The organism is Aliiroseovarius sp. xm-d-517 (assembly GCF_013283135.1).
GTDB lineage: Bacteria > Pseudomonadota > Alphaproteobacteria > Rhodobacterales > Rhodobacteraceae > Aliiroseovarius > Aliiroseovarius crassostreae.
Window position 1 is genome coordinate 767,859 of record NZ_WBXT01000001.1, and the last position, 22,653, is coordinate 790,511.

22 protein-coding genes and 1 tRNA gene are annotated in these 22,653 nt (G+C 57.4%); 13 read left to right on the forward strand and 10 right to left on the reverse strand.

The features are described 5' to 3' along the window. Window positions 1-109 precede the first annotated feature (109 nt). The gene (locus tag XMD517_RS03630) at window positions 110-766 is read right to left on the reverse strand and encodes a helix-turn-helix transcriptional regulator (protein WP_173487086.1); all 657 of its coding nucleotides are present in this window, start codon (window positions 764-766) and stop codon (window positions 110-112) included. Window positions 767-1,149: 383 nt separating this feature from the next. On the opposite strand from XMD517_RS03630, the gene pcaF reads away from it, so the two are divergent. The 10 genes from pcaF to XMD517_RS03680 all read left to right on the forward strand — a co-directional run bounded on the left by pcaF (window position 1,150) and on the right by XMD517_RS03680 (window position 10,897). After that, window positions 1,150-2,352, forward strand: a complete 1,203-nt coding sequence (pcaF, locus tag XMD517_RS03635; protein ID WP_173487085.1) for a 3-oxoadipyl-CoA thiolase — start codon at window positions 1,150-1,152, stop codon at window positions 2,350-2,352. 2 nt (window positions 2,353-2,354) lie between these two features. Beyond that, a complete protein-coding gene (gene paaA, locus XMD517_RS03640) occupies window positions 2,355-3,344 on the forward strand; it encodes a 1,2-phenylacetyl-CoA epoxidase subunit PaaA (protein ID WP_173487084.1) in 990 nt (329 codons plus the stop codon). Between the two features lie 12 nt (window positions 3,345-3,356). Next, window positions 3,357-3,641 (forward strand): 1,2-phenylacetyl-CoA epoxidase subunit PaaB, encoded by a 285-nt coding sequence (gene paaB, locus XMD517_RS03645; RefSeq protein WP_055192062.1) that lies wholly within the window; start codon window positions 3,357-3,359, stop codon window positions 3,639-3,641. Beyond that, on the forward strand, window positions 3,641-4,402 hold the full coding sequence (gene paaC, locus XMD517_RS03650; protein WP_055192060.1) for a 1,2-phenylacetyl-CoA epoxidase subunit PaaC: 762 nt from the start codon (window positions 3,641-3,643) through the stop codon (window positions 4,400-4,402). Before paaB ends, paaC begins: the two co-directional genes overlap by 1 nt. Then, a complete protein-coding gene (gene paaD / locus XMD517_RS03655) occupies window positions 4,402-4,875 on the forward strand; it encodes a 1,2-phenylacetyl-CoA epoxidase subunit PaaD (RefSeq protein WP_173487083.1) in 474 nt (157 codons plus the stop codon). The genes paaC and paaD overlap by 1 nt, the downstream gene beginning before the upstream one ends. 51 nt (window positions 4,876-4,926) lie before the next feature. Further along, window positions 4,927-5,991 carry a 2Fe-2S iron-sulfur cluster-binding protein gene (locus XMD517_RS03660; protein ID WP_173487082.1) on the forward strand — a complete coding sequence of 355 codons (1,065 nt, stop codon included), beginning with the start codon at window positions 4,927-4,929 and terminating at the stop codon, window positions 5,989-5,991. Between the two features lie 37 nt (window positions 5,992-6,028). Then, window positions 6,029-6,787 (forward strand): Phenylacetic acid catabolic protein, encoded by a 759-nt coding sequence (locus tag XMD517_RS03665; RefSeq protein WP_173487081.1) that lies wholly within the window; start codon window positions 6,029-6,031, stop codon window positions 6,785-6,787. A 65-nt stretch (window positions 6,788-6,852) separates the two neighbouring features. Next, window positions 6,853-8,880 (forward strand): phenylacetic acid degradation bifunctional protein PaaZ, encoded by a 2,028-nt coding sequence (gene paaZ, locus XMD517_RS03670; protein WP_173487080.1) that lies wholly within the window; start codon window positions 6,853-6,855, stop codon window positions 8,878-8,880. A gap of 268 nt (window positions 8,881-9,148) precedes the next feature. Beyond that, window positions 9,149-9,553 carry a TadE/TadG family type IV pilus assembly protein gene (locus tag XMD517_RS03675; RefSeq protein WP_173487079.1) on the forward strand — a complete coding sequence of 135 codons (405 nt, stop codon included), beginning with the start codon at window positions 9,149-9,151 and terminating at the stop codon, window positions 9,551-9,553. A gap of 12 nt (window positions 9,554-9,565) precedes the next feature. Then, window positions 9,566-10,897, forward strand: a complete 1,332-nt coding sequence (locus tag XMD517_RS03680; protein ID WP_173488033.1) for a TadE/TadG family type IV pilus assembly protein — start codon at window positions 9,566-9,568, stop codon at window positions 10,895-10,897. Between the two features lie 244 nt (window positions 10,898-11,141). On the opposite strand, the gene XMD517_RS03685 is transcribed toward XMD517_RS03680, so the two are convergent. The 5 genes from XMD517_RS03685 to XMD517_RS03705 all read right to left on the reverse strand — a co-directional run bounded on the left by XMD517_RS03685 (window position 11,142) and on the right by XMD517_RS03705 (window position 13,889). After that, window positions 11,142-11,218, reverse strand: a tRNA-Arg gene (locus XMD517_RS03685). Window positions 11,219-11,314: 96 nt separating this feature from the next. Further along, window positions 11,315-11,803, reverse strand: coding sequence for a 30S ribosomal protein S9 (gene rpsI, locus XMD517_RS03690; RefSeq protein ID WP_173487069.1), 489 nt, complete (start codon window positions 11,801-11,803; stop codon window positions 11,315-11,317). Between the two features lie 2 nt (window positions 11,804-11,805). After that, window positions 11,806-12,270 (reverse strand): 50S ribosomal protein L13, encoded by a 465-nt coding sequence (gene rplM / locus XMD517_RS03695; RefSeq protein WP_055191983.1) that lies wholly within the window; start codon window positions 12,268-12,270, stop codon window positions 11,806-11,808. Window positions 12,271-12,434: 164 nt separating this feature from the next. Then, on the reverse strand, window positions 12,435-13,409 hold the full coding sequence (locus XMD517_RS03700; protein ID WP_173487068.1) for an SLAC1 anion channel family protein: 975 nt from the start codon (window positions 13,407-13,409) through the stop codon (window positions 12,435-12,437). Between the two features lie 54 nt (window positions 13,410-13,463). Next, complete coding sequence (locus XMD517_RS03705) at window positions 13,464-13,889, reverse strand: PaaI family thioesterase (protein ID WP_055191979.1); 426 nt, start codon at window positions 13,887-13,889, stop codon at window positions 13,464-13,466. A 103-nt stretch (window positions 13,890-13,992) separates the two neighbouring features. Between XMD517_RS03705 and XMD517_RS03710 the strand changes: the two genes are divergently transcribed. Further along, window positions 13,993-14,793, forward strand: a complete 801-nt coding sequence (locus XMD517_RS03710; RefSeq protein WP_173487067.1) for an enoyl-CoA hydratase — start codon at window positions 13,993-13,995, stop codon at window positions 14,791-14,793. A gap of 43 nt (window positions 14,794-14,836) precedes the next feature. On the opposite strand, the gene XMD517_RS03715 is transcribed toward XMD517_RS03710, so the two are convergent. Continuing rightward, complete coding sequence (locus tag XMD517_RS03715) at window positions 14,837-15,619, reverse strand: class II glutamine amidotransferase (protein ID WP_173487066.1); 783 nt, start codon at window positions 15,617-15,619, stop codon at window positions 14,837-14,839. A 211-nt stretch (window positions 15,620-15,830) separates the two neighbouring features. Between XMD517_RS03715 and XMD517_RS03720 the strand changes: the two genes are divergently transcribed. Together XMD517_RS03720 and typA are read left to right on the forward strand one after the other, a co-directional pair. Beyond that, window positions 15,831-16,160 (forward strand): multidrug efflux SMR transporter, encoded by a 330-nt coding sequence (locus XMD517_RS03720; protein ID WP_173487171.1) that lies wholly within the window; start codon window positions 15,831-15,833, stop codon window positions 16,158-16,160. 205 nt (window positions 16,161-16,365) lie between these two features. Then, complete coding sequence (typA, locus tag XMD517_RS03725; RefSeq protein ID WP_173487065.1) at window positions 16,366-18,186, forward strand: translational GTPase TypA; 1,821 nt, start codon at window positions 16,366-16,368, stop codon at window positions 18,184-18,186. A gap of 60 nt (window positions 18,187-18,246) precedes the next feature. Here the strand turns inward: typA and XMD517_RS03730 are convergent, their stop codons facing one another. The 3 genes from XMD517_RS03730 to recA form a co-directional block, all read right to left on the reverse strand. Continuing rightward, a complete protein-coding gene (locus XMD517_RS03730) occupies window positions 18,247-18,534 on the reverse strand; it encodes a DUF1330 domain-containing protein (protein WP_173487064.1) in 288 nt (95 codons plus the stop codon). An 85-nt stretch (window positions 18,535-18,619) separates the two neighbouring features. Beyond that, on the reverse strand, window positions 18,620-21,265 hold the full coding sequence (gene alaS / locus XMD517_RS03735; RefSeq protein ID WP_173487063.1) for an alanine--tRNA ligase: 2,646 nt from the start codon (window positions 21,263-21,265) through the stop codon (window positions 18,620-18,622). 149 nt (window positions 21,266-21,414) lie between these two features. Continuing rightward, a complete protein-coding gene (gene recA, locus XMD517_RS03740; protein ID WP_173487062.1) occupies window positions 21,415-22,488 on the reverse strand; it encodes a recombinase RecA in 1,074 nt (357 codons plus the stop codon). Window positions 22,489-22,653: the final 165 nt, after the last annotated feature.

Sequence of the window (22,653 nt, forward strand, 5' to 3'; positions counted from 1 at the left end):
CCGCCAATGCCCGCCCTCCCCGTCCGCGCAACCGGTCAAGAAGCCCCCACTTTTGCGGCAGGAACTCCAACACGCAGCGTTCAATCCGCGTGGCCTGAAGCAATTCAGGCTAAGAGGCCAGGGTAATGCCGGATAGAATCGGGCTGTCCGAGGTCAGCCGGGTGAGGTAACCCATCCCGATACGCAGGCTGTCCTCTTGGAAAGAAAGCATTGTGACACCATCAACCTGCGCAAGGAAAATGCCTTTGAACTCCCGCCCCGAGCGCACATCATGGCGGGTCAGGATCTTGTCATTCCCCGGATCGGACAGGGCGCGAAAGACCGTTGCACGGTCCAGCTTATAGATGCGCATGGTGAAAGAGTTCACCCAATCGGGATGGAGCGACGATCGTTGCCAATATCGGTGAATGCCAAGAGGAACCGGCAAGGAAAGGGTCAAACGATCCTGAGAAGACACAACATGCTGGCGAAAGGCCGCATTGGTAATCCACGGAATACCCTGCGCGTTAAAGACATCCTCCAGATCCGCAAGGGGTTCGAGCAGGATACGGGCATCCACCTGAAAATACGCGCAGATCTTGTGCAGAATATCCGGGCGGGGACTGGCCTGTCCGGCCAGGTAGCGATTGAACTGGGTTCTGTTCACGCCGATCTCCCGGCAGATCTGTGTCACGGAACTTGGCGCGCGCGCGACGAGTTCGCGCAGGTTGCGCGAAAAGACCTGGTAGATTTCCCGAGGGCTATACTCATTTTCGGTCTGTGACATCACCTACCCCGAAGCCTCTCAACTTCCCTTGACTGTGTTTTATGAGTGTGACCTGAGGGACGATCTTTGACGCTGATTAACCCCAGATTGCATCGCAGTTCGACATTCAACCTTTACCACATCCCCTCGCAATATGCAAAACATGCCCCGAGATTTTGCAAAACTCCAGATCAAAACGATATTTCTCAAATATTTTCAATACGTTTTGGGTCATATCGTTATGCAACTATCTTTGGGGGCTCGGTATTTTTTCACTATGCCCCCTTAAATTCACCTCATCTCCATAAATTCTCTTGCCCGAAAGCCCACTCCTTCGTATTGTCGACCAAACGGTCGGTTTTGCGTCAGACCATCACGCAGACCGAAGGATCTGGGAGGACCTGATGACCGCATTTATCTGTGATGCCATCCGCACACCGATTGGCCGCTTTGGAGGTGGCCTGTCCGGGATGCGCGTGGATGACCTTGCCGCAGCCCCAATCAAAGCGCTGATGGCGCGCAATCCGGACGTGGATTGGCAAAGCTTGGATGATGTCATCTATGGCGACGCCAACCAGGCGGGTGAGGACAACCGTAATGTGGCGCGCATGGCCGCTCTTCTGGCCGGGTTGCCGGTTGAGGTTCCCGGCACCACTGTAAATCGCCTTTGTGCTTCGGGTATGGATGCGGTGGGCATGGCTGCGCGTGGCATCAAGGCGGGGGATTATGATCTTTGCATCGCGGGGGGTGTCGAAGGCATGAGCCGTGCCCCCTTCGTGATGCCCAAGGCCCACAGCGCCTTTTCCCGCGCCAATGCGGTCTATGACACCACAATTGGCTGGCGCTTCGTGAACAAGGCAATGGATGCCGCCCATGGAACGCATTCCATGCCACAAACAGCTGATAACGTCGCCGAAGACTACGATATCTCGCGCGAAGATCAGGACGCTTTTGCCGCCCGCAGCCAGGCCCGTTGGCAGGCCGCACATGAGGCTGGCCGTTTTAACGACGAAATCACCCCGGTCACCCTGCCCCAGCGCAAGGGCGACCCGCTGATCATCGACACGGACGAACATCCCCGCCCCGGCACCAGTGCCGAAAAGCTTGCGGGCCTCAAGGGCGTGAACGGCCCGGACAAAACGGTCACCGCGGGCAATGCCTCTGGCGTGAATGACGGGGCCGCCGCGATGATCATCGCCTCGGAAGCCGCCGCTGCGCGCAACAATCTCAAACCCATGGCACGGGTTGTGGCCATGCAGGCTGCGGGTGTTGCCCCCCGTGTGATGGGCATCGGCCCGGTGCCTGCGACGCGCAAGGTTTTAGCCAAAGCAGGGCTGACCATCGAGCAGATGGATGTCATTGAACTCAACGAAGCTTTTGCCTCTCAGGGGCTCGCAACTCTCCGGGCTTTGGGGGTGGCAGATGATGCGCCCCATGTGAACCCCAATGGGGGCGCCATTGCACTGGGCCACCCACTTGGCATGTCCGGTGCGCGCCTTGTCATGACCGCCGCCTACCAGCTGCAACGCACGGGAGGGCGCTACGCGCTCTGCACCATGTGCGTGGGTGTTGGGCAAGGGGTTGCGCTTATTCTCGAAAGGATCTGACAATGTATGCACAGATGATCAAAACCGCTCGTTCCGGTGTGAAGACACGCGAGGAAATGTCTGATCAGGAACGGGAATTTCAGGACCGCATTGATCGCGGCGAAAAGATCGAGCCAAAGGATTGGATGCCGGATGATTACCGCGCCACACTGATCCGCCAGATCGGTCAGCACGCCCATTCCGAGGTGGTCGGCCAACTGCCGGAAGGCAACTGGATCACCCGCGCCCCCACGCTGGAGCGCAAGGCAATCCTGCTGGCAAAAGTGCAGGACGAGGCCGGTCATGGGCTCTACCTCTACTCCGCCGCCGAAACTCTGGGCGAAAGCCGGGACGAGCTGGTGCGACTGCTGCATGAAGGCCGGATGAAATACTCCTCGATCTTCAACTACCCGACGCTTAACTGGGCCGACATTGGCGCCGTGGGCTGGCTGGTGGACGGGGCCGCGATTGTGAACCAGGTGGCGCTGCAACGCACCTCTTACGGGCCCTATTCACGTGCAATGATCCGCATCTGCAAGGAAGAAAGCTTCCACGCCCGCCAAGGCTATCACGCGATCATGCAGATGGCGTTCGGCACGCCGGAACAGAAGAAAATGGCACAGGACGCGGTGAACCGCCTGTGGTTCCCGGCGATCATGATGTTCGGACCCAACGACAGCGAGTCGACCCATTCCGAACAATCCATGGCCTGGAAAATCAAGGTTAAATCCAATGACGAGCTGCGCCAGCAATTTGTCGACCAGACCGTGCCGCAGATCGAATATCTCGGCCTCGACCTGCCGGATCCCGGCATCAAATGGAACGAGGAGCGCGGGCATTACGACTTCTCGGATCCGGATTGGAGCGAATTTTTCGACGTGATCAAGGGCAATGGTCCCTGCAATGTCGACCGACTGAAAGACCGGGTGAATGCCTGGGAAGACGGCGCCTGGGTGCGTGACGGTCTTCTGGCCCACGCCCGCAAGAAATCCGCGCGAACCGCAGCAGAATAAGGGAGAAATCAGATGAGCAACGAATGGCCCCTTTGGGAAATCTTTATCCGCGGTCAGCACGGGATGAGCCACCGCCACGTGGGCAGCCTGCACGCCCCTGACGCGGAAATGGCGATCAAAAACGCCCGCGACGTCTATACCCGCCGCAATGAAGGCGTGTCGATCTGGGCCGTTGAGGCCGCCCATATCGCAGCCTCAAGCCCGGAAGAAAAAGGCCCGCTTTATGAGCCGTCCAATTCCAAGGTCTATCGCCACCCGACCTTTTTCGACATTCCCGAAGAAGTGGGGAGCATGTGATGGCAGATCAGGACCAACTGTTTCAGTTCCTCCTGCGCATGGGGGATAACTGCCTTGTGCTGGGGCACCGCGTCAGCGAATGGTGTGGTCATTCCCCGGTGCTGGAGGAAGATATTGCGCTGGCGAACACCGCGCTTGATATGATCGGCCAGACCCAGCTGTGGCTGGGGCTTGCGGGTGAGGTTGAGGGGAAAGGCCGGTCGGCCGATGATCTGGCCTTCCTGCGCGACGTCTGGGATTTTCGCAACGTGCTTCTGGTCGAGCTGCCCAATGGCGATTTCGGCCAGACCCTGATGCGCCAGTTCCTGTATGACGCCTGGTCACAGGTCATGTTGTCCAAGCTGCAGAATTCAACCGATGAACGCATTGCCGCAATTGCCGAAAAAGCCTCGAAAGAGGTGGCTTATCATGTGGAACGTTCGGGGGACACGGTGATTGGTCTTGGGGACGGGACCGAGGAAAGCCACAACCGGATGCAGGCCGCCCTGGAGTATCTCTGGCCCTATGTTGGTGAGATGTTTGCAGGGGATGCGGTGGATGACGCCATGGTGGCGGCAGGTATTGCCCCGGACCCGGCCAGCCTCAGGGCGGAGTATGACGCCAAGGTGCAAGCGGTTCTGAGCGAAGCCACGCTCAGCATTCCCGGCAGCACCTATGCCCATAAAGGGGGGCGCACCGGCTATATGCATACCGAGCATCTGGGTCACATGTTGTGCTCCATGCAATGGCTGCAACGGGCTTATCCCGGGGCCAGTTGGTAATGACCCACCCCTCGGTTGATACGATCTGGACCTGGCTTGACCAGGTGCCGGACCCGGAAATTCCGGTCATATCCCTGGTGGATCTGGGGGTCATCCGGGATGTGCGTTGGGAGAAGGACAGTGAGGGCGATATGCTGCATATTGCCATCACCCCAACCTATTCCGGTTGCCCGGCCACCTCGATCATCAACCTCGATATTGAAACCGCGTTGCGCGACCGCGGGATCACCCGGCTGACGCTGTCACAACAGCTTTCGCCAGCCTGGACCACCGATTGGCTGAGCGAGAAAGGGAAGGCAAAGCTGGAAGACTACGGCATTGCCCCCCCCTCGCCCGGCGGCACCCCGGATCGTTGCCCCAATTGCGGCAGCAAGGATCTGGAACGGACCAGCCAGTTCGGCTCCACCCCCTGCAAGGCACTTTGGAAATGCAAAAGCTGTCTTGAACCTTTCGACTATTTCAAATGCATCTGACGCGGTTCGGCATTCCGCAACCGGGATACCGAAACATCTGAGGAGAGACCCATGGCGCGCTTTCACAAACTGACCGTGACCGACATTCACAAAACCATCCGGGACGCGGTGGTGGTGACCCTGACCCCGGACGACCCGGAGAGCTTTGATTTCACCCAGGGCCAGTATCTGACCTTCCGTCGCGACTTTGACGGGCAGGAACTGCGCCGCAGCTATTCGATCTGCGCAGGCAAGGATGACGGTATCCTTCAGGTCGGCATCAAACGCGTCGACGGCGGAGCGTTTTCCACCTGGGCCAATGAAGAGCTGGCCACGGGGGACACCATTGAGGCCATGCCGCCGATGGGCAATTTCCATACGGCAATCGAACCGGGAAGCGCGAAATCCTATCTCGGCTTTGCGGGGGGATCGGGCATCACACCGGTTCTGTCGATCATCAAGACCACCCTGGCCCGCGAACCTTTGTCCGATTTCACGCTGGTCTACGCCAACAAATCTGCCACCACCATCATGTTCCGCGAGGAGATCGAAGACCTCAAGAACCGCTATATGGGCCGCTTCACCGTGATCCATGTGTTGGAGGCCGACACGCAGGAAATCGACCTTTTCACCGGGTTGGTGAATGAGGAAAAATGCGCGCTTCTGTTCAAACAGTGGATCAATATCAAATCCATAGACACGGCGTTCATCTGCGGCCCCGAACCGATGATGCTGGGCATTGCCAAATCCCTGCGCGAGCACGGGCTGTCTGATGGCCAGATTAAGTTCGAACTCTTCGCCTCGGCCCAACCGGGCCGTGCCGCCAAGAAGGCCGTGTCGAAAGGCGCGAGTTCCGGCACTGGCACCGAAGCGGTGATCAACCTCGATGGTTCGTCGCGCACCATCACTATGGACGCCGACACCTCGATCCTCGACGCAGCCCTGGCCGAAAACATGGATGCGCCTTACGCCTGCAAGGCCGGGGTCTGCTCGACCTGCCGCTGTAAGGTCCTGGAAGGTGACGTAGACATGATCGCCAACCATGCACTGGAGGATTACGAGGTCGAAAAGGGCTATGTGCTCTCCTGCCAGGCCTATGCGAAATCCGACAAGGTCATCGTCGATTTCGACCAGTAATCAATCGGTTAAAAGACATATTTCAGGGAGATACACCATGAGCGAGATGAGCATCACCGACTATCTGGCCCAGGGCGGCCAGCTGACCAGCCCGGAAAATGTGCCGGCGCGATACCGGGCGGAACTCATGCGGCTGATGGCAAGCTTCGTGGACAGCGAGCTGGCAGGGGCTGCGGGTTTTGCGGATATGATCAATGCGGGTCCGGGTATCAAGGAACGTATCGCCGCAGCCAAGATCGTGCTGGAAAAAACCGATAATGCCGACAAGGTCTTGAAGATCATGGGCGAATTTGGTGCCAATACCGACCGCTACGCCACCCACCACCCCTGGACAGACCGCCTCGCCCGAGAGGCGGATATTGGCACCGCCCGCAGCGCACATGACATGCGCCTGTCTGTGTTCAACTACCCCCTGACCTCATGGGAAGACGCGGTGGTGATGAATATGTTGATGGGTTTGGCAGTGTCCGTACAGCTGAGCGAACTGTGTCGTGTGTCTTATCAGCCCCTCGCCGGGACGTTCCGGGACATCATGCCGGTTGAGGTCAACCACACCGATCTGGCCATTGAGGGCATCGAGCATATGCTGGCCGCGGGCGCGGACAAGGCTGCGCTGCAAAGCTCGGTCGATTACTGGTGGCCGCGGGTCGCCGCAAGTTTCGGCCAGACCGTTTCCTCGCGTGCAGAACAACTGACCCGGTTTGGCCTGCGTCATTCCACCAATGCCGAATTGCGTGAGGAATGGGACAAGGCCGCGTCGGAACAGTTGGAAGCATTGGGGCTGTCGGCCCCCTGACCCGACCCGCCCCAAGATTTGTCCCCGACATACATAAGATTTCCTGATCCTGAGAGGACCAAGACATGACGATCATGAAAGTAGCCAGCTTCGCCGCTGGGCAGTGGGTTGCACCCGGTAAAAATGCCCGCCCTATTCATTCCGCTATCACCGGTGCCCGGATCGCCGAAGCGGGTGGCGGGTCACTCGACATGCAGGCCATGCTGGACCATGGCCGCGATGTTGGGGGCGCAAACCTGCGCAAGATGGGGTTTCATGATCGCGCCAAGATGCTCAAGGCGCTGGCGATGCATCTGGGCGCCAATAAACAGGCGCTGTATGATCTGAGTTTCGACACCGGCGCCACCCAATCGGACCACATGATCGACATTGATGGCGGCGTGGGCACAATGTTTGTCTTTGCCTCAAAAGGGCGGCGGGAAATGCCCGATGGCGACATCTATATTGATGGTGATATCGAACAGCTTTCCCGAAACGGCACCTTTCTGGGCATGCATATTGCCACGCCCCTGCAAGGGGTGGCGGTGCATATCAACGCGTTCAATTTTCCGGTCTGGGGCATGTTGGAAAAGCTTGCCCCAACCCTGCTGGCAGGTGTGCCGGCCATTGTGAAACCCGCCACCGCAAGCTGTTATGTGACAGAAGCCTGTGTGCGGATCATGCTGGACAGCGGCATCCTGCCCGAGGGCGCCCTGCAATTGATTTCCGGGGGCACCGGAGATCTGCTTGATCGTCTTGGTCCGCAGGATGTGGTCAGCTTCACCGGCTCGGCCCAGACCGCCTCACTGCTGCGCTCCAACCCCAATATCCTGAGAAACTCGGTGCGATTTGTTGCCGAGCAGGACAGCCTGAACGCGTCCATTCTGGGCCCGGACGTCACACCCGACACACTCGAATTTGGCCTCTTCATCAAAGAGGTCCATCGCGAGATGACAACGAAGGCCGGGCAGAAATGCACCGCCATTCGCCGGATCATTGCACCTGAAGCACAGGTTCAGAATGTGATCGAAGCCCTCTCAGACCGGCTTGCGAAAACCGTTGTGGGCGATCCACGCGCGGAAGGGGTTCGGATGGGGGCTCTGGTCTCAGCGGGACAGAAGCGCGACGTGCTGGAAAAGGCGGCGCAGATTGGCACCGAGGCGGCGCTGGTCTATGGCGACCCTGACGACACGGGTTTTGCGGGTGACGTAGATGCAGGTGCCTTTGTCAAACCGATGCTGTTTCATTGCCAATCGCCCGACACGGCCAGCTTGGTGCATTCAACCGAAGCCTTTGGCCCGGTCTCGACCATCATGGGATATCGCGACATTTCCCATGCAATTGAGTTGGCGAACAAGGGCGAAGGGTCGCTGGTCGCTTCCGTCATTACCGCCTCTGGCGAGGTTGCGCGAGAAATGGCCCTTGGGGCGGGAGCTTTTCACGGGCGCCTCTATTTCAACAACGCGACCTCGATGAAGGAAAGCACCGGGCATGGCTCGCCCCTGCCCCATATGGTGCATGGCGGTCCGGGACGCGCGGGCGGCGGCGAGGAAATGGGCGGCGTGCGTGGTGTTCTGCACTATATGCAACGCACCGCCATTCAGGGCAGCCCGGACATCCTGACAACCATCGGCAATCGCTGGGTGCCGGGAGCGACGGAAATCACCGGTCCAGCCCACCCGTTCACGCGCAAATTCGGTGAGCTGTCAATCGGCGAGACCCTGCACACGAAATCGCGCAAGGTGACGTTGGAAGACATCGAAACCTTTGCCCATTTCACCGGCGACACATTCTATGCCCATATGGACAGCGACGCTGCGAAACGAAACCCGTTCTTCCCGGACCGGGTCGCCCATGGCTACCTATTGCTCAGTTTTGCGGCGGGTCTGTTTGTCGAACCCAACGAAGGGCCGGTTCTGGCCAATACCGGGCTGGACAACCTGCGCTTCATGAAACCGGTAGAGGCCGGGGATAGCATGAAAGTGCGCCTGACCGTGAAGGCAAAGACCCGTCGAACCGAGGATTATGGCGAAGTGCGCTGGCATGTGACCCTCACCAATCAGGATGATGAGCTTGTTGCGGAATATGAGCTGTTAACCATGAACGCATACTGACAAACAGGCTTGTGTGACGGGAACATTTCTTTCACCAAGCCCGCTTTGGCAACAAAAAGACGACCGCGCGGGGATTGTTCCATTCCGGCGCGGTCATTGTTTCTAGAATATAATTAAATTCCAAAATAACCGAATTTCCACTTGTTTTGCCCAATTCAACGAAACAATGCCCTCACTCTGCCACAATTTCGCCCCAGTTTACCTTGACCCTTAGTAAAGCGGTTTTAGCAAGTTTTCGATTTGAGGCTCTTATGAGAGGATAGCTACGATGGCTTGGGCAACAGGCAACATCATGAAAAATTTCTGCCGCAGCGAACGCGGCGCCATGACCATCGAAGCGGTGATGTGGCTGCCGGTTTTTGTTGTCATGATGGCGTTGGTTGCCGACGTGTCCTTTGTCTTCTTCCGCCAGTCCACCATCCTGCGCGTTGTGCAGGATGCGAACCGGGCTTTCTCGATCGGTCGGCTTGAGAGCGCCGAGGCGACACAGGCCTATGTTGTCAGCGCCCTGTCCGACCTGTCATCGGGGGCAAGCGCCGTCACCACCCTGAGCTCTGGTATCATCACGACAACCGCATCAATCCCCGTTTCTGACCTGACCGCAGTAGATGCCTTTGATTTCCTGAAGGGATATCATGTTGGTGTCACCGCGCAGCATTTCCTCGAATACTAGGGGCGCCGCGTCATGAAACGTCCTGAAAACATGCGAACATTCCGGCAAAGCGAAGACGGTGCGTTAACCGTCTTTGGGCTTTACATCTTTGCCACCATGATCCTTTTGGCGGCAATTGCAATTGACATGACGCAGCTGATCACGGCGCGCACGCAATTGCAGGTCACTGCCGATCAGGCCGCCCACGCGGCCCTTTATTCACGTGACACGAATTCTGCGGAAACTGCCAAATTGGCGGCGTTGAACATCGTGGAAACCGCGATGCCAAAGGACAAGTTTGGCCAGATCATCACCCTTGAGGATATCACTTTTGGAACATTCGATTACGTCAGCGGCGGGTTCCTGGAGGATCCCACCTCGCGAAAATCTGTTCTGATCAACAGCGGACGGCTGAGCGAAACAGGCAATCCCGTCACCACCCTGCTGCTCGACCTCATCGGTTACAGCTCCTATGACATGACCGCGCAATCCATCTTCACCACCTATCGGCCTGCCTGTTTCCGAGAAGGTTTCGTGGCCAATGACGAGGTCGACATTCAGTCCAACAACGCGTTTACGAACGGGTTTTGCATCCACTCGAACTCATATGTATCCTTGAATTCAAACAATATTTTCGACGAAGGCACTGTTGTTTCAATGCCGAATTTGGCGGATCTTGATTTGCCGAATTCAGGCTGGGAGACCAATGAAGGCCTGCAATCTGCGCTTCGCGAGGGCAGCTATCGCCTGCGTATTATCAACAAGCTGGAAGACATCATTGACGGCCTTCTGAATGCCGACCCGGATGTTCTTCCGGATTATGTGGATGAAACCCTCTCCCCCATCTACATGACCCCCCCTAGCGGTAAGGGGCTGAGCATGAGCGATTTGACCGCTGGGCGTGTGCATTACCTTGATTGCCACAATAACGGGGTGTTGAAGCTGTATGACGATTCAAAAACTGTCATGGCAATTTCAAATGTGGTCATCCTCACGCCTTGCGAAATTCAGTTTGGGCAGGAAGTGGTGATCGAAGATGCGATCATCGCCACCACCAACACCTATGTGAAAGCGATCACCTCCAGTTCGAACCTGCAGATCGGTCGTGATGACAATTGTGCTGCCGGGGGCGGCGCCCAGATCCTGTCCATGGGCGGGATGGAGTTCAGCTCTGGCCTCAGCATTTTCGGCAGCCAGCTTCTGGCAAAGAAAGACATTGCCTTTACAGCAAATGCAGACGGTATTCAGGGCGCATCGATCATTTCCGAGGGATCAATCAGTGGGACCTCCAACATGAATATGGGCTTTTGCGGAACCGGAATGGAATCAAATTTCGAAGCCGAGTATTTCCGTCTGGCGCATTGATCCCCCTGCCCCAGGCGCCTCAGAACACCAGTATCCCCCCGGGGCGGTTCGGCCCCGCTCACACGACGTCAGACCACCAATAGCAATGGCACCTATTGCCGCCGCCAACTCGTTTGAAGCAGCTGTGATGAGGTGCGTTCTTCCATCCCAGCCTTGCCCAAACCTCAGGAGATGAGAGCGGTCGCAACCAAACGCAAATTGCCACGGTTCCAGTGCCTGCGACGTTCATACTGTTCGGGTTGAATGGCGCACCTAGCACGATTCGAACGTGCGGCCTCTGCCTTCGGAGGGCAGCGCTCTATCCAGCTGAGCTATAGGTGCGTTGAGGTCGGTATAGGACAAGCGCCAAGGGCCTGCAATATGAAAAGGGCCGCCCAATGGCGACCCTTTCCGAAATTTTTCTGCTCTGGAAACGAATTAACGCTTCGAGAACTGGAAGCTCTTACGGGCTTTGGCCTTACCGTATTTCTTACGTTCCACAACACGCGAGTCGCGGGTCAGGAAGCCAGCGGCTTTCAGAGCGCCACGCAGCGAGGGTTCGTAAAGCTGCAGAGCTTTCGAGATACCGTGTTTCACAGCACCTGCCTGGCCCGACAGACCGCCGCCTTTAACGGTGGCGTATACGTCGAATTCACCTTCCACACCGGCAACCTGGAACGGCTGGCGCAGGATCATCTGCAGCACCGGACGGGCGAAATAGGCGTCCATGTCCTTGCCATTCACGGTGACCTTGCCGGAACCCGGCTTGATCCACACGCGGGCAACAGCGTCTTTACGCTTACCGGTGGCATAGGAACGACCCAGCTCGTCACGGACGGGCTCACGGGGGGCAGCAACTTCAATAGCGGCTTCGGTGCCTTCAACGACAGCGTTCAGCTCATCAAGCGATTTGATCTCTTCAGTCATGATCAGCCCTCACGCGAGTTTTTCGGGTTCATGGATTTGACGTCCAGCACTTCCGGGCTCTGGGCCTCATGGGGGTGCTCGGCGCCAGCGTAAACACGCAGGTTGGTCATCTGCTGACGGCTCAGCTTGCCGCCCGGCAGCATGCGCTGCACGGCTTTGATGACCAGACGCTCGGGGTGGGCGCCCTCAAGGATCTGACCGGCAGTGCGCGACTTGATGCCGCCCGGGTAACCGGTGTGCCAGTAGTGCACTTTGTCGGTGCGCTTCTTGCCGGTCATCTGGATTTTGTCCGCATTGATCACGATGACATTGTCACCCATGTCCATGTGCGGAGTGAACGAGGCTTTGTGTTTGCCACGAAGACGCATTGCGATGATCGACGCAAGACGGCCCAGAACAACGCCCTCGGCGTCGATCAGGATCCATTTCTTGTCGATATCTGCAGGCGTTGCAGAGAAGGTTTTCATGTGTTCAGCCCTGATTGGGTTTCGGATGGGGTGTTTTTAGTGATTTCTGAATGCGGGTCAAGCGCCAAAACACTTATTAAATCATTCAAAAACAATGGGTTGAAAATATGGTATTATTTTACCCCATTCCTACAACGGTCTTTTCCCCCGTTCTGCACAGGGTTTTACTCTGGCCGGAACACTTCGTCCTTCACCAATGCCTTGATTGTCCGCAAAACCAGCCCGGCAATGACAACAACCAAAAGGACAAGCACCAGCACGGCAATTGTCTGATGGGTCCGCGACCCATCCAGCTGCGAAAACCGGAAAGACGCGATCGAAAGGGCCGCCAGCGGAAAGCTGAGTGCCCACCAGCTGAGCGCAAAGGGCATTTTGACCAGACGCGGAACCTGGGCCAGCACCAGCGCCGCAAAGATATAGCCTGCATTCATCAGCATCCGCGCAAAGCCATCCACCTCACCCACCATGCCCACATAAGCGATGAATGCGACAGCGGGGGGCGCGATCAGGATCACCATGGTCGGAAACAGGCGCGCCACAATCGGGTCATGGAAAATCAACCGGTTCATCACAAGGGTCAGCAGGACAATCCAGAACAGGATCCCGCCAGAGAAAAACAGCCAGGATGTCTCGATATAGCCGATCCGTGCCCCCAGAACTGGTACAATCACGTTTCCAACTGCCGGAATGAACCAGGCGGGCGTCAGGTGCCCGACCTCAAAGGACCGATGTGAAATCCAACCGGAAACCACCGCGATGGTCAGCGCGCCCTGCCCCACCACGCCGGCCAGCCAGATCCACTCGGCCAGTTCCGGTGCATGGGCATGGGTGGCCGTGGCCAGCAGCAGCAGGGACACCGTAATGGTTGGAAAGAACGCCAGTTTGACCGGGTGATGCCATTCCTCGATCACCATCCCTGGATAGCGCAGCGCCTTGGCAAGGTAGAAAACTGTCACAATCCCCATCACCGTGACCGAAATCAGCCAGACCAGCGATGACACCGCCCCCATCCATGGATACACAGGTGCCCCGGCATGCAGAGCCAGAGTAAGCCCCATCAAGCCCATGACAATGGCAAAAAACGTGACCGGAAAATGCGCGAGGCGCGAAAACTCCGGCGGAGCGGTCTGGTCAGACATGACATATTCCTTTTTCAGACTATATCCCAGATCTGCCCAACCCTTCCGTGAGGGTCAAGCCCTCTCTGGCGGGATCGAGTAGGTCAATGTTGCACGCGCAACAGGCGCATCATCCCCTTCGGAATGGATAAGAACATCCCCGACCGCAAGCACCCTTCCCAGCTTGTGCAAACGGCAATGGGCAACAAGGTCTGCATCGGAACGAGGTTTGCGCATGAAGTCGATGGAGCAATTGGTGGTGACCGCCAGCGCCTTGGGGCCGATCATGGCAAGAATGGCCAGGTAAACAGACACGTCCGCTAGGGCAAACATTGTCGGCCCCGAGACAGTGCCCCCCGGCCGAAGATGCTTCTCTGCCACCCGCTTGCGCATGGTGATCTGCATCGGCGCGACATCCGCCACCTCGAAATCATCCGCCACCTGCGGGAATTGCGCATCCAGAAAGGCCGCCAGCTCCGCCCGGTTCATTTTCAGCTCCATCGGCCCCCCTAACTGCCGCAGCGTCATTTCAACTTCACGCGCATTCCTCTGGGAAATACGCGGGATGTCCCTATCGTGACGACAAGACCCAAGGGAGGACAAGATGGAAGATCCAATACTGATCCGGAACGACGCTGCGTCAGTTGCAACCGTGACACTGAACACCCCCGGCACATTGAACGCGCTGTCGGATGAGATGCTGGCTGCTCTGAGCGAAGAATTGGAACGTATTGCCGCCGACCCCACAATCCGTGCGGTGATCCTTGCCGGTAGTGGCAAAGCCTTTTGCGCAGGCCATAACCTGAAGCAGATGACTGCGGCGCGGGCATCCAAAGACGGCGGCAAGGCCTATTTTCAGGATCTGTTTTCCCGCTGCGCCAGCATGATGGTGCAAATTACCCGTATGCCGCAGCCGGTGATCGCTCAGGTGCATGGCATTGCCACTGCGGCCGGGTGTCAACTGGTGGCAAGCTGCGATATGGCGGTTGCGGCCGAGGGGACGCGCTTTGGTGTGAACGGGGTCAATATCGGTCTGTTCTGCTCCACCCCGATGGTGGCACTGACCCGCAACATTCCCCGCAAGCTGGCGTTTGAGATGCTGACCACCGGCGAGTTCATTTCTGCCGATCGCGCGGCCGAACTGGGGCTTGTCAATCATGTGGTGCCACATGAAGCCCTTGAGGAAGAAACCCGCAAGCTTGCGGAAAAAGTAGCCTCAAAACTCGGCGCTGCGGTAAAAATTGGCAAATCTGCTTTCTACGATCAGTTGGCCATGGGATTAGAAGATGCCTATGGCTTTACTGGCGAGGTTATGGCGCAGAATATGATGTTCCGCGACACCGAGGAAGGCATCAACGCCTTTATCGAAAAGCGGGCGCCGAACTGGAACCAGAGCGAAGAATAAGGGGCGCTGCCCCTCGGCCTTGCGGCCTCACCCCGGGATATTTTCAACAAGAAAAAAGCGGCAACGGGGTGAGGTTGACCCTATCCCCGTCAAACTGCGCGATGTGACCGGGGGGCAGTTCGATCCAATCCAGTTCGCCCTTCTCCAACGGTTCACTGACAACCGCCCATCCCTGGCGGGTTGGCGACCAGCGGTAATAGACAGAGGGTGCGATATGGTCTGAGCTTGCCCGTGCCGCCCACAGTTTTTCTCCGTCTGAAAAGGCTGCTGACAGGCGCATATGCGGTGTTGCCCCTCTTTCTTGAGACAGCGCAGAAAGTGTGCCCGCCGCGCGGGCCAAGGCCTTTGCCGGGTCACGGTCCAGCCCTTCGGCCAGAGCCAGCAGGAACAGAACTTCACTGTCGGTGGCGCCTTTCCGGCTGGGGTAAAGCACATCGGGAACGGCCATATCCGCCTGTTTCCGGAAATGTTCAAACCCACCGAATTGGCCATTATGCATGAAGCTCCAATTCTCATGCACAAACGGGTGGCAATTGTTGCGGCTGATCGCAGAACCGGTTGAGGCGCGCACATGGGCCAGAAACAGGCCTGACTGCACCTGCCTGCAGACTGCGCGCAGGTTGGGATCGGACCATGCGGGATAGATGTCCCGATACAGGCCCGGTTCAGGGCGCGCATCATACCAGGCCAGCCCAAACCCATCCCCATTGGTGGCGGTTTTACATTCCGTGGCGTCCTGACTTTGTGCAATCAACGAATGGCCCGGACGGGTCACCACATCCTCCAAAAAGATCGGCATCCCGAGATAAGCAGCCCAACGGCACATATTTCCCCCTCGCCCCGAACATGAGGCCATAACGTTGATTTCAGAGATTTGACGTGGTGGCGATCAAGGCTGCCTTTGTCTGGCGCCTGTATAGTCGCCTCTTTCGCCCATGAAAAGGGCCGCGAAGGAAGTGTCAGGTGTCGCCAGCAAGCTTGACGCAGCACAGGCGGAGGGGCAGACCGGAGGCATTGCGCATTTGTTGAGGTCACCTATGCCCTATCTTGTCCTGATTCTCGCTGTTTTTGCAGAAACCATCGGCACCTCTGCTTTGCAGGCCAGTCAGCAATTCACCCGTCTTGGTCCTTCGATCACCGTGGTTGTCGCCTATGGGATCAGCTTTGCCCTTTTGGCCTGGGTGTTGAAGTTCATGCCGGTGGGCATCGCTTATGCGCTCTGGTCCGGTCTTGGGATTGTGTTGATTGCGGTCATCGGCTTTGTGGTTTTTGGCCAGAAACTGGACCTGGCCGCTGTGATTGGCCTGCTCCTGATCGTGGCCGGGATTGTCGTGATCAACCTGTTTTCGGCAAGTTCCACCCATTAACGGGTTTCGACTTGAACCCGACACAGGGAAACGTCGAAACACCGCAAGAGATCCAAATATCGTGGGTGTTCCGGTTAAACATGGATTTCAGGTTCCTTCCGGAACGCTTTAACGCACGATAAACAGGTGAAACAACGATTTGGACTGGCAATTCGCCCCAAGTCACGCTATTCGCGCGTCAACTTCCTATCAAAAGGCGCGCAACATGGACCTTCGCAATATCGCGATTATCGCTCACGTTGACCACGGCAAAACCACGCTGGTTGACGAACTTCTGAAACAATCCGGCGCATTTCGCGAAAATCAGGCTGTGGCTGAACGGGCCATGGATTCGAATGAACTGGAGCGCGAACGCGGCATCACCATCTTTGCCAAACCGACCTCGGTCGAATGGAAAGACACCCGTATCAATATCGTTGACACCCCCGGCCACGCCGATTTCGGTGGCGAGGTAGAGCGGATCCTGTCCATGGTAGACGGGGTTGTGCTGCTGGTGGACGCCGCAGAAGGCCCGATGCCGCAGACCAAATTCGTGACCTCGAAGGCGCTGGCACTGGGCCTGCGCCCGATTGTGGTTCTGAACAAGGTCGACAAGCCCGATGCCGAACCCGACCGTGCGCTGGATGAGTGTTTTGACCTCTTTGCCTCGCTCGGGGCCAATGAAGACCAGCTTGATTTCCCGCATATGTATGCCTCGGGCCGCAATGGCTGGGCGGATGCGGATCTGGACGGGCCGCGCAAAGACCTGCATGCGCTGTTCAACCTCATCGTCAACCACGTTCCGAAACCCAAGCAGATCGCCCACCAGGACGAAGATTTCTCGATGCTGGCAACCACTCTCGGGTCCGACCCCTTTGTGGGCCGGATCCTGACCGGCCGCGTTGAAACCGGTCGTCTCAAGGTTGGGGCCACCGTTCAGGCCATTTCACGCATCGGGCAAAAGATCGAACAATTCCGCGTCACCAAGATCCAGGCCTTCCGCGGATTGTCCCAGCAGGACATTGAAGAAGCGGTCGCCGGCGACATCGTGTCGATTGCGGGCATGTCCAAGGCCACCGTGGCCGACACGATCTGTGCGCTTGCCGTGGATGAACCGCTTGAAGCCCAACCCATTGACCCGCCCACCATCACGGTGACCTTTGGCATCAATGACAGCCCGCTTGCTGGCCGTGACGGCAAGAAGGTGCAATCGCGCGTCATCCGCGACCGGCTGCACAAAGAAGCCGAGTCAAACGTGGCGATCAAGATCGAAGACACCCCCGGCGGCGAAGCCTTTGAGGTGTCAGGTCGTGGCGAACTCCAGATGGGTGTGCTGATCGAGAACATGCGCCGCGAAGGGTTTGAACTGTCGATCTCGCGCCCGCAGGTGATCATGCGCGAGGAAAACGGGCAGAAAGTCGAACCGGTGGAAGAAGTCACCATTGATGTGGATGACGAATATTCCGGCGCCGTGATCGAAAAGATCACCGGAGCACGCAAGGGGGAACTGGCCGAAATGCGCCCGGCGGGCGCCGGCAAGACCCGCATTATCGCCCATGTGCCATCGCGCGGCCTGATTGGCTATCATGGCGAATTCCTGACCGACACACGTGGCACCGGCGTTCTGAACCGCGTGTTCCATGGCTGGACCCCGTTCAAAGGATCCATTCCGGGCCGTCGTGCTGGTGTGCTGATCTCGATGGAAAACGGCACGTCAGTGGCGTACGCACTGTGGAACCTGGAAGAGCGTGGCAAGATGATGATCGGCGCGCAGGCCGACGTGTATCAGGGCATGATCATTGGCGAGCATTCGCGCGAAAACGATCTGGAAGTGAACCCTTTGAAGGGTAAGAAACTGACCAACGTGCGCGCGTCCGGCACCGATGATGCGGTGCGCTTGACCACACCGATGACCCTGTCGCTGGAAGAAGCGATTGCCTATATCAATGACGACGAGCTGGTGGAAGTGACCCCCAACAATGTGCGTCTGCGCAAACGTTATCTGGATCCGCATGAGCGCAAGCGGATGGCAAAAGCCAATCAGTAACCAGACACGTAAAAAGGGGCCGAAAGGCCCCTTTTTACATCTTAACGGCGGGCGCGAGACCTACTCAGTGGTCTCAACAATCAGCAATTCCCGTTCAGACGCATCGCGCGCATGGCTCAGCGCCTCTTGATATTCCGGCGAGTGATAACATTTCTCTGCCGCCTCAACGCTGTCAAACTTCGCCACCACATTGCGAGGACGTTCCTTGCCTTCAAGCTGCACATAGCGCCCGGCGCGGGCAATGAAGTGCCCCCCATGTTTGGCAATGGCCGGCCCCGCCAGCTTGGCATATTTGCCATAGGCCTCTTCGTCGGTCACGGTCACATGGGCAATCCAGAGTGCGGGCATCGGTCTCTCCTTACACGCGGTCAAAAAAAGGTCGCGCCAACATGGCACGACCTTCCTGTTCTTGCGAGCGGTTTCTCCCGCGAAATCAGCCTGCGATCACCGCTTCAGCTGCTTTGATGGCCCCTTGGGCATTCTCCGCCGAGGCACCGCCACCTTGAGCGAGTTCCGGGCGGCCACCGCCCCCCTTCCCGCCCAGTTCGGGCACAGCAGCCTTGACCAGATCAACCGCCGACAACCTGTCGGTCAAATCGGCCGTCACACCGGCGGACACAGCCACCTTGCCGTCATTATCGGCAATGATCAAAACCGCTCCGGATCCAAGCCCGTCCTTGTGCTCATTGACCAGGGTTTGCAGGTCTTTGCCCCCAACGCCCTGCACCACGGCAGCCAGGAATTTCACCCCGTTGATCTCTTTGGTCTCAGCACCGGCACCCGATGCCTTGGCCAGCTCACGTTTGAGGTTGGAGATCTCGGCATTCAGCGCTTTGCGCTCGTCCATCAGCCCTTTGATACGATCCACAACCTCTTCCGGCTTGGCCTTCAGCATTCCCTGAAGCTCCGCCGCGCGCGCCGTTTCTTCTTCAATATAGGCAAAGGCGGCCTTTCCGGTCAGGGCCTCAATCCGGCGCACACCGGCCGAGCTGGCCCCTTCCGACAGGATAACGCAGACCCCGATTTCACCGGTCTGAGACACGTGTGTGCCGCCGCACAGCTCAATCGAATAGGTCTTGCCATCAGCACCTTTTCCGGTTGGGGCATGCCCCATGGAAACCACACGCACCTCATCCCCATATTTCTCGCCAAACAGCGCCTGGGCGCCCATATCGCGTGCGTCATCCGGGGTCATGATCCGGGTTTCGACCTTGGTGTTCTGGCGGATGTAGGTGTTCACCTCACGCGCCACATTCGACAATTGCTGTGCGCTCATGCCCTTGTTGTGGCTGAAATCGAACCGCAGACGGTCATCGGCATTGAGGGAGCCACGCTGGGCCACATGTTCCCCCAACTCATTGCGCAGCGCCTCGTGCAGCAGGTGCGTGGCGGAGTGGTTGGCCCGAATGGCCGAGCGGCGCAAGTGATCAACCGCCAGTTCAGCGCCCTGCCCGGTCTTGATCTCACCCTCTTCCACCTTGGCGAAATGGATGAAGACTTCTGCCACTTTCTTGGTATCGGTTACACGGGCTGACCCGCTCCCGGTGCGGATCAATCCGCTATCCCCAACCTGACCACCACTTTCGGCGTAGAAGGGTGTTTGGTTCACAACAATCTGAACCTCGTCCCCAGCTTTGGCCGCATCCAGTTGCGCGCCGCCAGAGACAAGCGCCAGCACCTGACCCTCCGCATGTTCGGTGTCATAGCCCAGAAACTCGCTCACCCCGTGCTCTTCCGCAAGGTCGAACCAGATGGTCGCGTCTGCGGCCTCACCGGAACCAGACCAGGCAGCGCGGGCGCGGTCCTTTTGCGCCTGCATCGCGGTATCGAACCCGGCCTGATCCACGCCACGGCCTTTTTCCCGCAGCGCATCCTGGGTCAGGTCAAGCGGGAAACCGTAGGTATCATACAGTTTGAACGCGGTTTCACCGGGCAGATCTTCGCCTTCCCCCAGCCCCGACAGCTCGTCATCAAGCAGTTTCAAACCGCGATCGAGTGTCTTTTTGAAGCGGGTTTCCTCGTTCAGAAGCGTTTCTTCGATCATGGTCTGCGCACGGCCAAGCTCCGGATAGGCCTGCCCCATCTGTGCGACCAGTTCCGGCACCAGGCGATGCATGACCGGATCTTTTGCCCCCAGCAGATGCGCGTGACGCATGGCCCGACGCATAATGCGACGCAGCACGTAACCACGCCCTTCATTTGACGGCAGAACCCCGTCCGCCATCAGGAAAGATGTCGAGCGCAGGTGGTCGGCAATCACTCGATGATGCACGTTCTGATCCCCGTAGGGATCCACATTTGTTGCATGGGCCGAGGCCTCAATCAGTGCTTTGAAAAGATCGGTGTCATAGTTGTCATGGCTGCCCTGCAAAAGCGCGCCGATCCGTTCCAACCCCATGCCGGTATCGATCGACTGCATGTCCAATGGCACCATCGAGCCATCCGCGAACTGTTCGTTCTGCATGAAAACGATGTTCCAGATTTCAATGAACCGGTCGCCATCTTCTTCCGGACTGCCCGGAGGGCCACCCCAGATGTGATCGCCGTGATCATAGAAAATCTCTGTGCAGGGGCCACAGGGACCGGTCGGCCCCATCTGCCAAAAATTGTCATTGGTGGCGATGCGGATGATCCGATCTTCCGGCACACCGACCTTTTTCCAAATCTCAAACGCCTCGTCATCGGTGTGATAGACGGTGGTGTAGAGCTTGTCCTTCGGAATATCGAATTCGCGGGTGATCAGTTCCCATGCAAAGGGGATTGCCTCATGTTTGAAGTAATCCCCAAAGCTGAAATTCCCCAGCATTTCAAAAAACGTATGGTGGCGCGCCGTGTAGCCAACATTGTCGAGGTCATTATGTTTGCCCCCTGCGCGCACACATTTCTGCGCAGTCGTGGCGCGCACGTAATCGCGCTTTTCCACCCCGGTGAACAGGTTCTTGAACTGCACCATGCCGGAGTTCACGAACATCAGCGTCGGGTCATTGCGCGGCACAAGTGGCGAGCTGTCCACCACCTCATGCCCCTGCTTGTCGAAGTAATTCAGAAAGGTCGAGCGAATATCGTTCAGGCTGGCCATGTTCTCTTGCCTCTTGTGTGCTTTCAACGTGGTTTACCCGGCCCCGCTTCCCCTGTCCACTGGCCATATGAAAATCATCTGGCACATAAAACAAAGGCCGGGAACACCCCGACCTTCGCTGTTTTCTCAGGATATTTGATCAGAATGCCTCAGGCTTCCAGCAGCCCGTCATCCTCGTCACGCTCCTCTGGCGGCATGTCAAAGTCCAGACCATGTGCCGCACGGATCTTGTCTTCGATCTGAAGAGCCGTGCGTTTGTTTTCGCGCAGGTAGGTCTTTGCATTTTCGCGCCCCTGACCGATGCGCTCATCACCATAGCTGAACCAGGAGCCTGACTTCTCAACAACACCAGCCTTGACGCCGAGGTCCAGAAGCTCCCCCATTTTCGAGATGCCCTCACCATACATGATGTCGAACTCGACCTGTTTGAACGGCGGAGCAACCTTATTCTTGACTACTTTGACCCGTGTGGCATTCCCCACCACCTCGTCGCGATCCTTGATCTGACCGATACGGCGAATATCCAGACGGACCGAACTGTAGAATTTCAGCGCATTGCCACCCGTCGTGGTTTCGGGGCTGCCAAACATCACGCCGATTTTCATACGGATCTGGTTGATGAAAATCACCATGCAATTTGAGCGGGCAATCGAGCTGGTCAATTTTCGCATGGCCTGGCTCATCAGGCGGGCCTGCACGCCAACACTGCTGTCGCCCATGTCCCCTTCGAGCTCTGACTTCGGGGTCAAGGCAGCCACCGAGTCAACAACAACCATGTTCACGGCCCCCGAGCGCACCAGCGTATCAACGATTTCCAACGCCTGCTCGCCTGTGTCTGGCTGGCTGATCAGAAGCTCGTCGAGATCCACCCCCAGCTTCTTGGCATAAAGAGGATCCAGCGCATGTTCTGCATCAACAAACGCACAAACGCCGCCCTTTTTTTGCTCCTCGGCAACACAATGAAGTGTCAGCGTGGTCTTGCCTGAACTTTCCGGACCATAGATCTCGACGATCCGGCCTTTTGGCAGACCACCGATCCCCAGCGCAATATCCAGCCCCAATGAGCCGGTAGATGTGCTTTCGATTTCAGCAACCGGATTATCGGCCCCGAGTTTCATGATGGAACCTTTGCCGAACTGACGCTCGATCTGGGCCAATGCGCTGTCGAGCGCCTTTTGCTTGTCGCTATCGCGTTTCATGTCAAAAATATCCGCAGTCGCCATTGTTTCTTTCCTTATTTCACATCGGGTGAACTGCGGCAACACAATCGCATGTTCACAAGATGTTCCCACCAAGATATAAAGCACAAAACAGGAACATTACAACGTGTTATTTACCAATATGAATTTTCCCCAAATAAGGTAACCAAGTCGTTAACGTTGGAAGAA

Coding starts and splice junctions, on each gene's coding strand:
- paaC (WP_055192060.1), top strand. CDS start 3,641: ATGGCAGATCAGGACCAACTGTTTCAGTTCCTCCTGCGCATGGGGGAT.
- XMD517_RS03720 (WP_173487171.1), top strand. CDS start 15,831: ATGCCCTATCTTGTCCTGATTCTCGCTGTTTTTGCAGAAACCATCGGC.
- XMD517_RS03730 (WP_173487064.1), bottom strand. CDS start 18,534: ATGCCCGCACTCTGGATTGCCCATGTGACCGTGACCGACGAAGAGGCC.
- XMD517_RS03715 (WP_173487066.1), bottom strand. CDS start 15,619: ATGTGCCGTTGGGCTGCTTATCTCGGGATGCCGATCTTTTTGGAGGAT.
- paaZ (WP_173487080.1), top strand. CDS start 6,853: ATGACGATCATGAAAGTAGCCAGCTTCGCCGCTGGGCAGTGGGTTGCA.
- pcaF (WP_173487085.1), top strand. CDS start 1,150: ATGACCGCATTTATCTGTGATGCCATCCGCACACCGATTGGCCGCTTT.
- XMD517_RS03680 (WP_173488033.1), top strand. CDS start 9,566: ATGAAACGTCCTGAAAACATGCGAACATTCCGGCAAAGCGAAGACGGT.
- paaA (WP_173487084.1), top strand. CDS start 2,355: ATGTATGCACAGATGATCAAAACCGCTCGTTCCGGTGTGAAGACACGC.
- paaB (WP_055192062.1), top strand. CDS start 3,357: ATGAGCAACGAATGGCCCCTTTGGGAAATCTTTATCCGCGGTCAGCAC.
- XMD517_RS03630 (WP_173487086.1), bottom strand. CDS start 766: ATGTCACAGACCGAAAATGAGTATAGCCCTCGGGAAATCTACCAGGTC.
- rplM (WP_055191983.1), bottom strand. CDS start 12,270: ATGAAAACCTTCTCTGCAACGCCTGCAGATATCGACAAGAAATGGATC.
- typA (WP_173487065.1), top strand. CDS start 16,366: ATGGACCTTCGCAATATCGCGATTATCGCTCACGTTGACCACGGCAAA.
- XMD517_RS03700 (WP_173487068.1), bottom strand. CDS start 13,409: ATGTCTGACCAGACCGCTCCGCCGGAGTTTTCGCGCCTCGCGCATTTT.
- alaS (WP_173487063.1), bottom strand. CDS start 21,265: ATGGCCAGCCTGAACGATATTCGCTCGACCTTTCTGAATTACTTCGAC.
- XMD517_RS03675 (WP_173487079.1), top strand. CDS start 9,149: ATGGCTTGGGCAACAGGCAACATCATGAAAAATTTCTGCCGCAGCGAA.
- XMD517_RS03665 (WP_173487081.1), top strand. CDS start 6,029: ATGAGCGAGATGAGCATCACCGACTATCTGGCCCAGGGCGGCCAGCTG.
- XMD517_RS03660 (WP_173487082.1), top strand. CDS start 4,927: ATGGCGCGCTTTCACAAACTGACCGTGACCGACATTCACAAAACCATC.
- paaD (WP_173487083.1), top strand. CDS start 4,402: ATGACCCACCCCTCGGTTGATACGATCTGGACCTGGCTTGACCAGGTG.
- rpsI (WP_173487069.1), bottom strand. CDS start 11,803: ATGACTGAAGAGATCAAATCGCTTGATGAGCTGAACGCTGTCGTTGAA.
- XMD517_RS03705 (WP_055191979.1), bottom strand. CDS start 13,889: ATGGAGCTGAAAATGAACCGGGCGGAGCTGGCGGCCTTTCTGGATGCG.
- recA (WP_173487062.1), bottom strand. CDS start 22,488: ATGGCGACTGCGGATATTTTTGACATGAAACGCGATAGCGACAAGCAA.
- XMD517_RS03710 (WP_173487067.1), top strand. CDS start 13,993: ATGGAAGATCCAATACTGATCCGGAACGACGCTGCGTCAGTTGCAACC.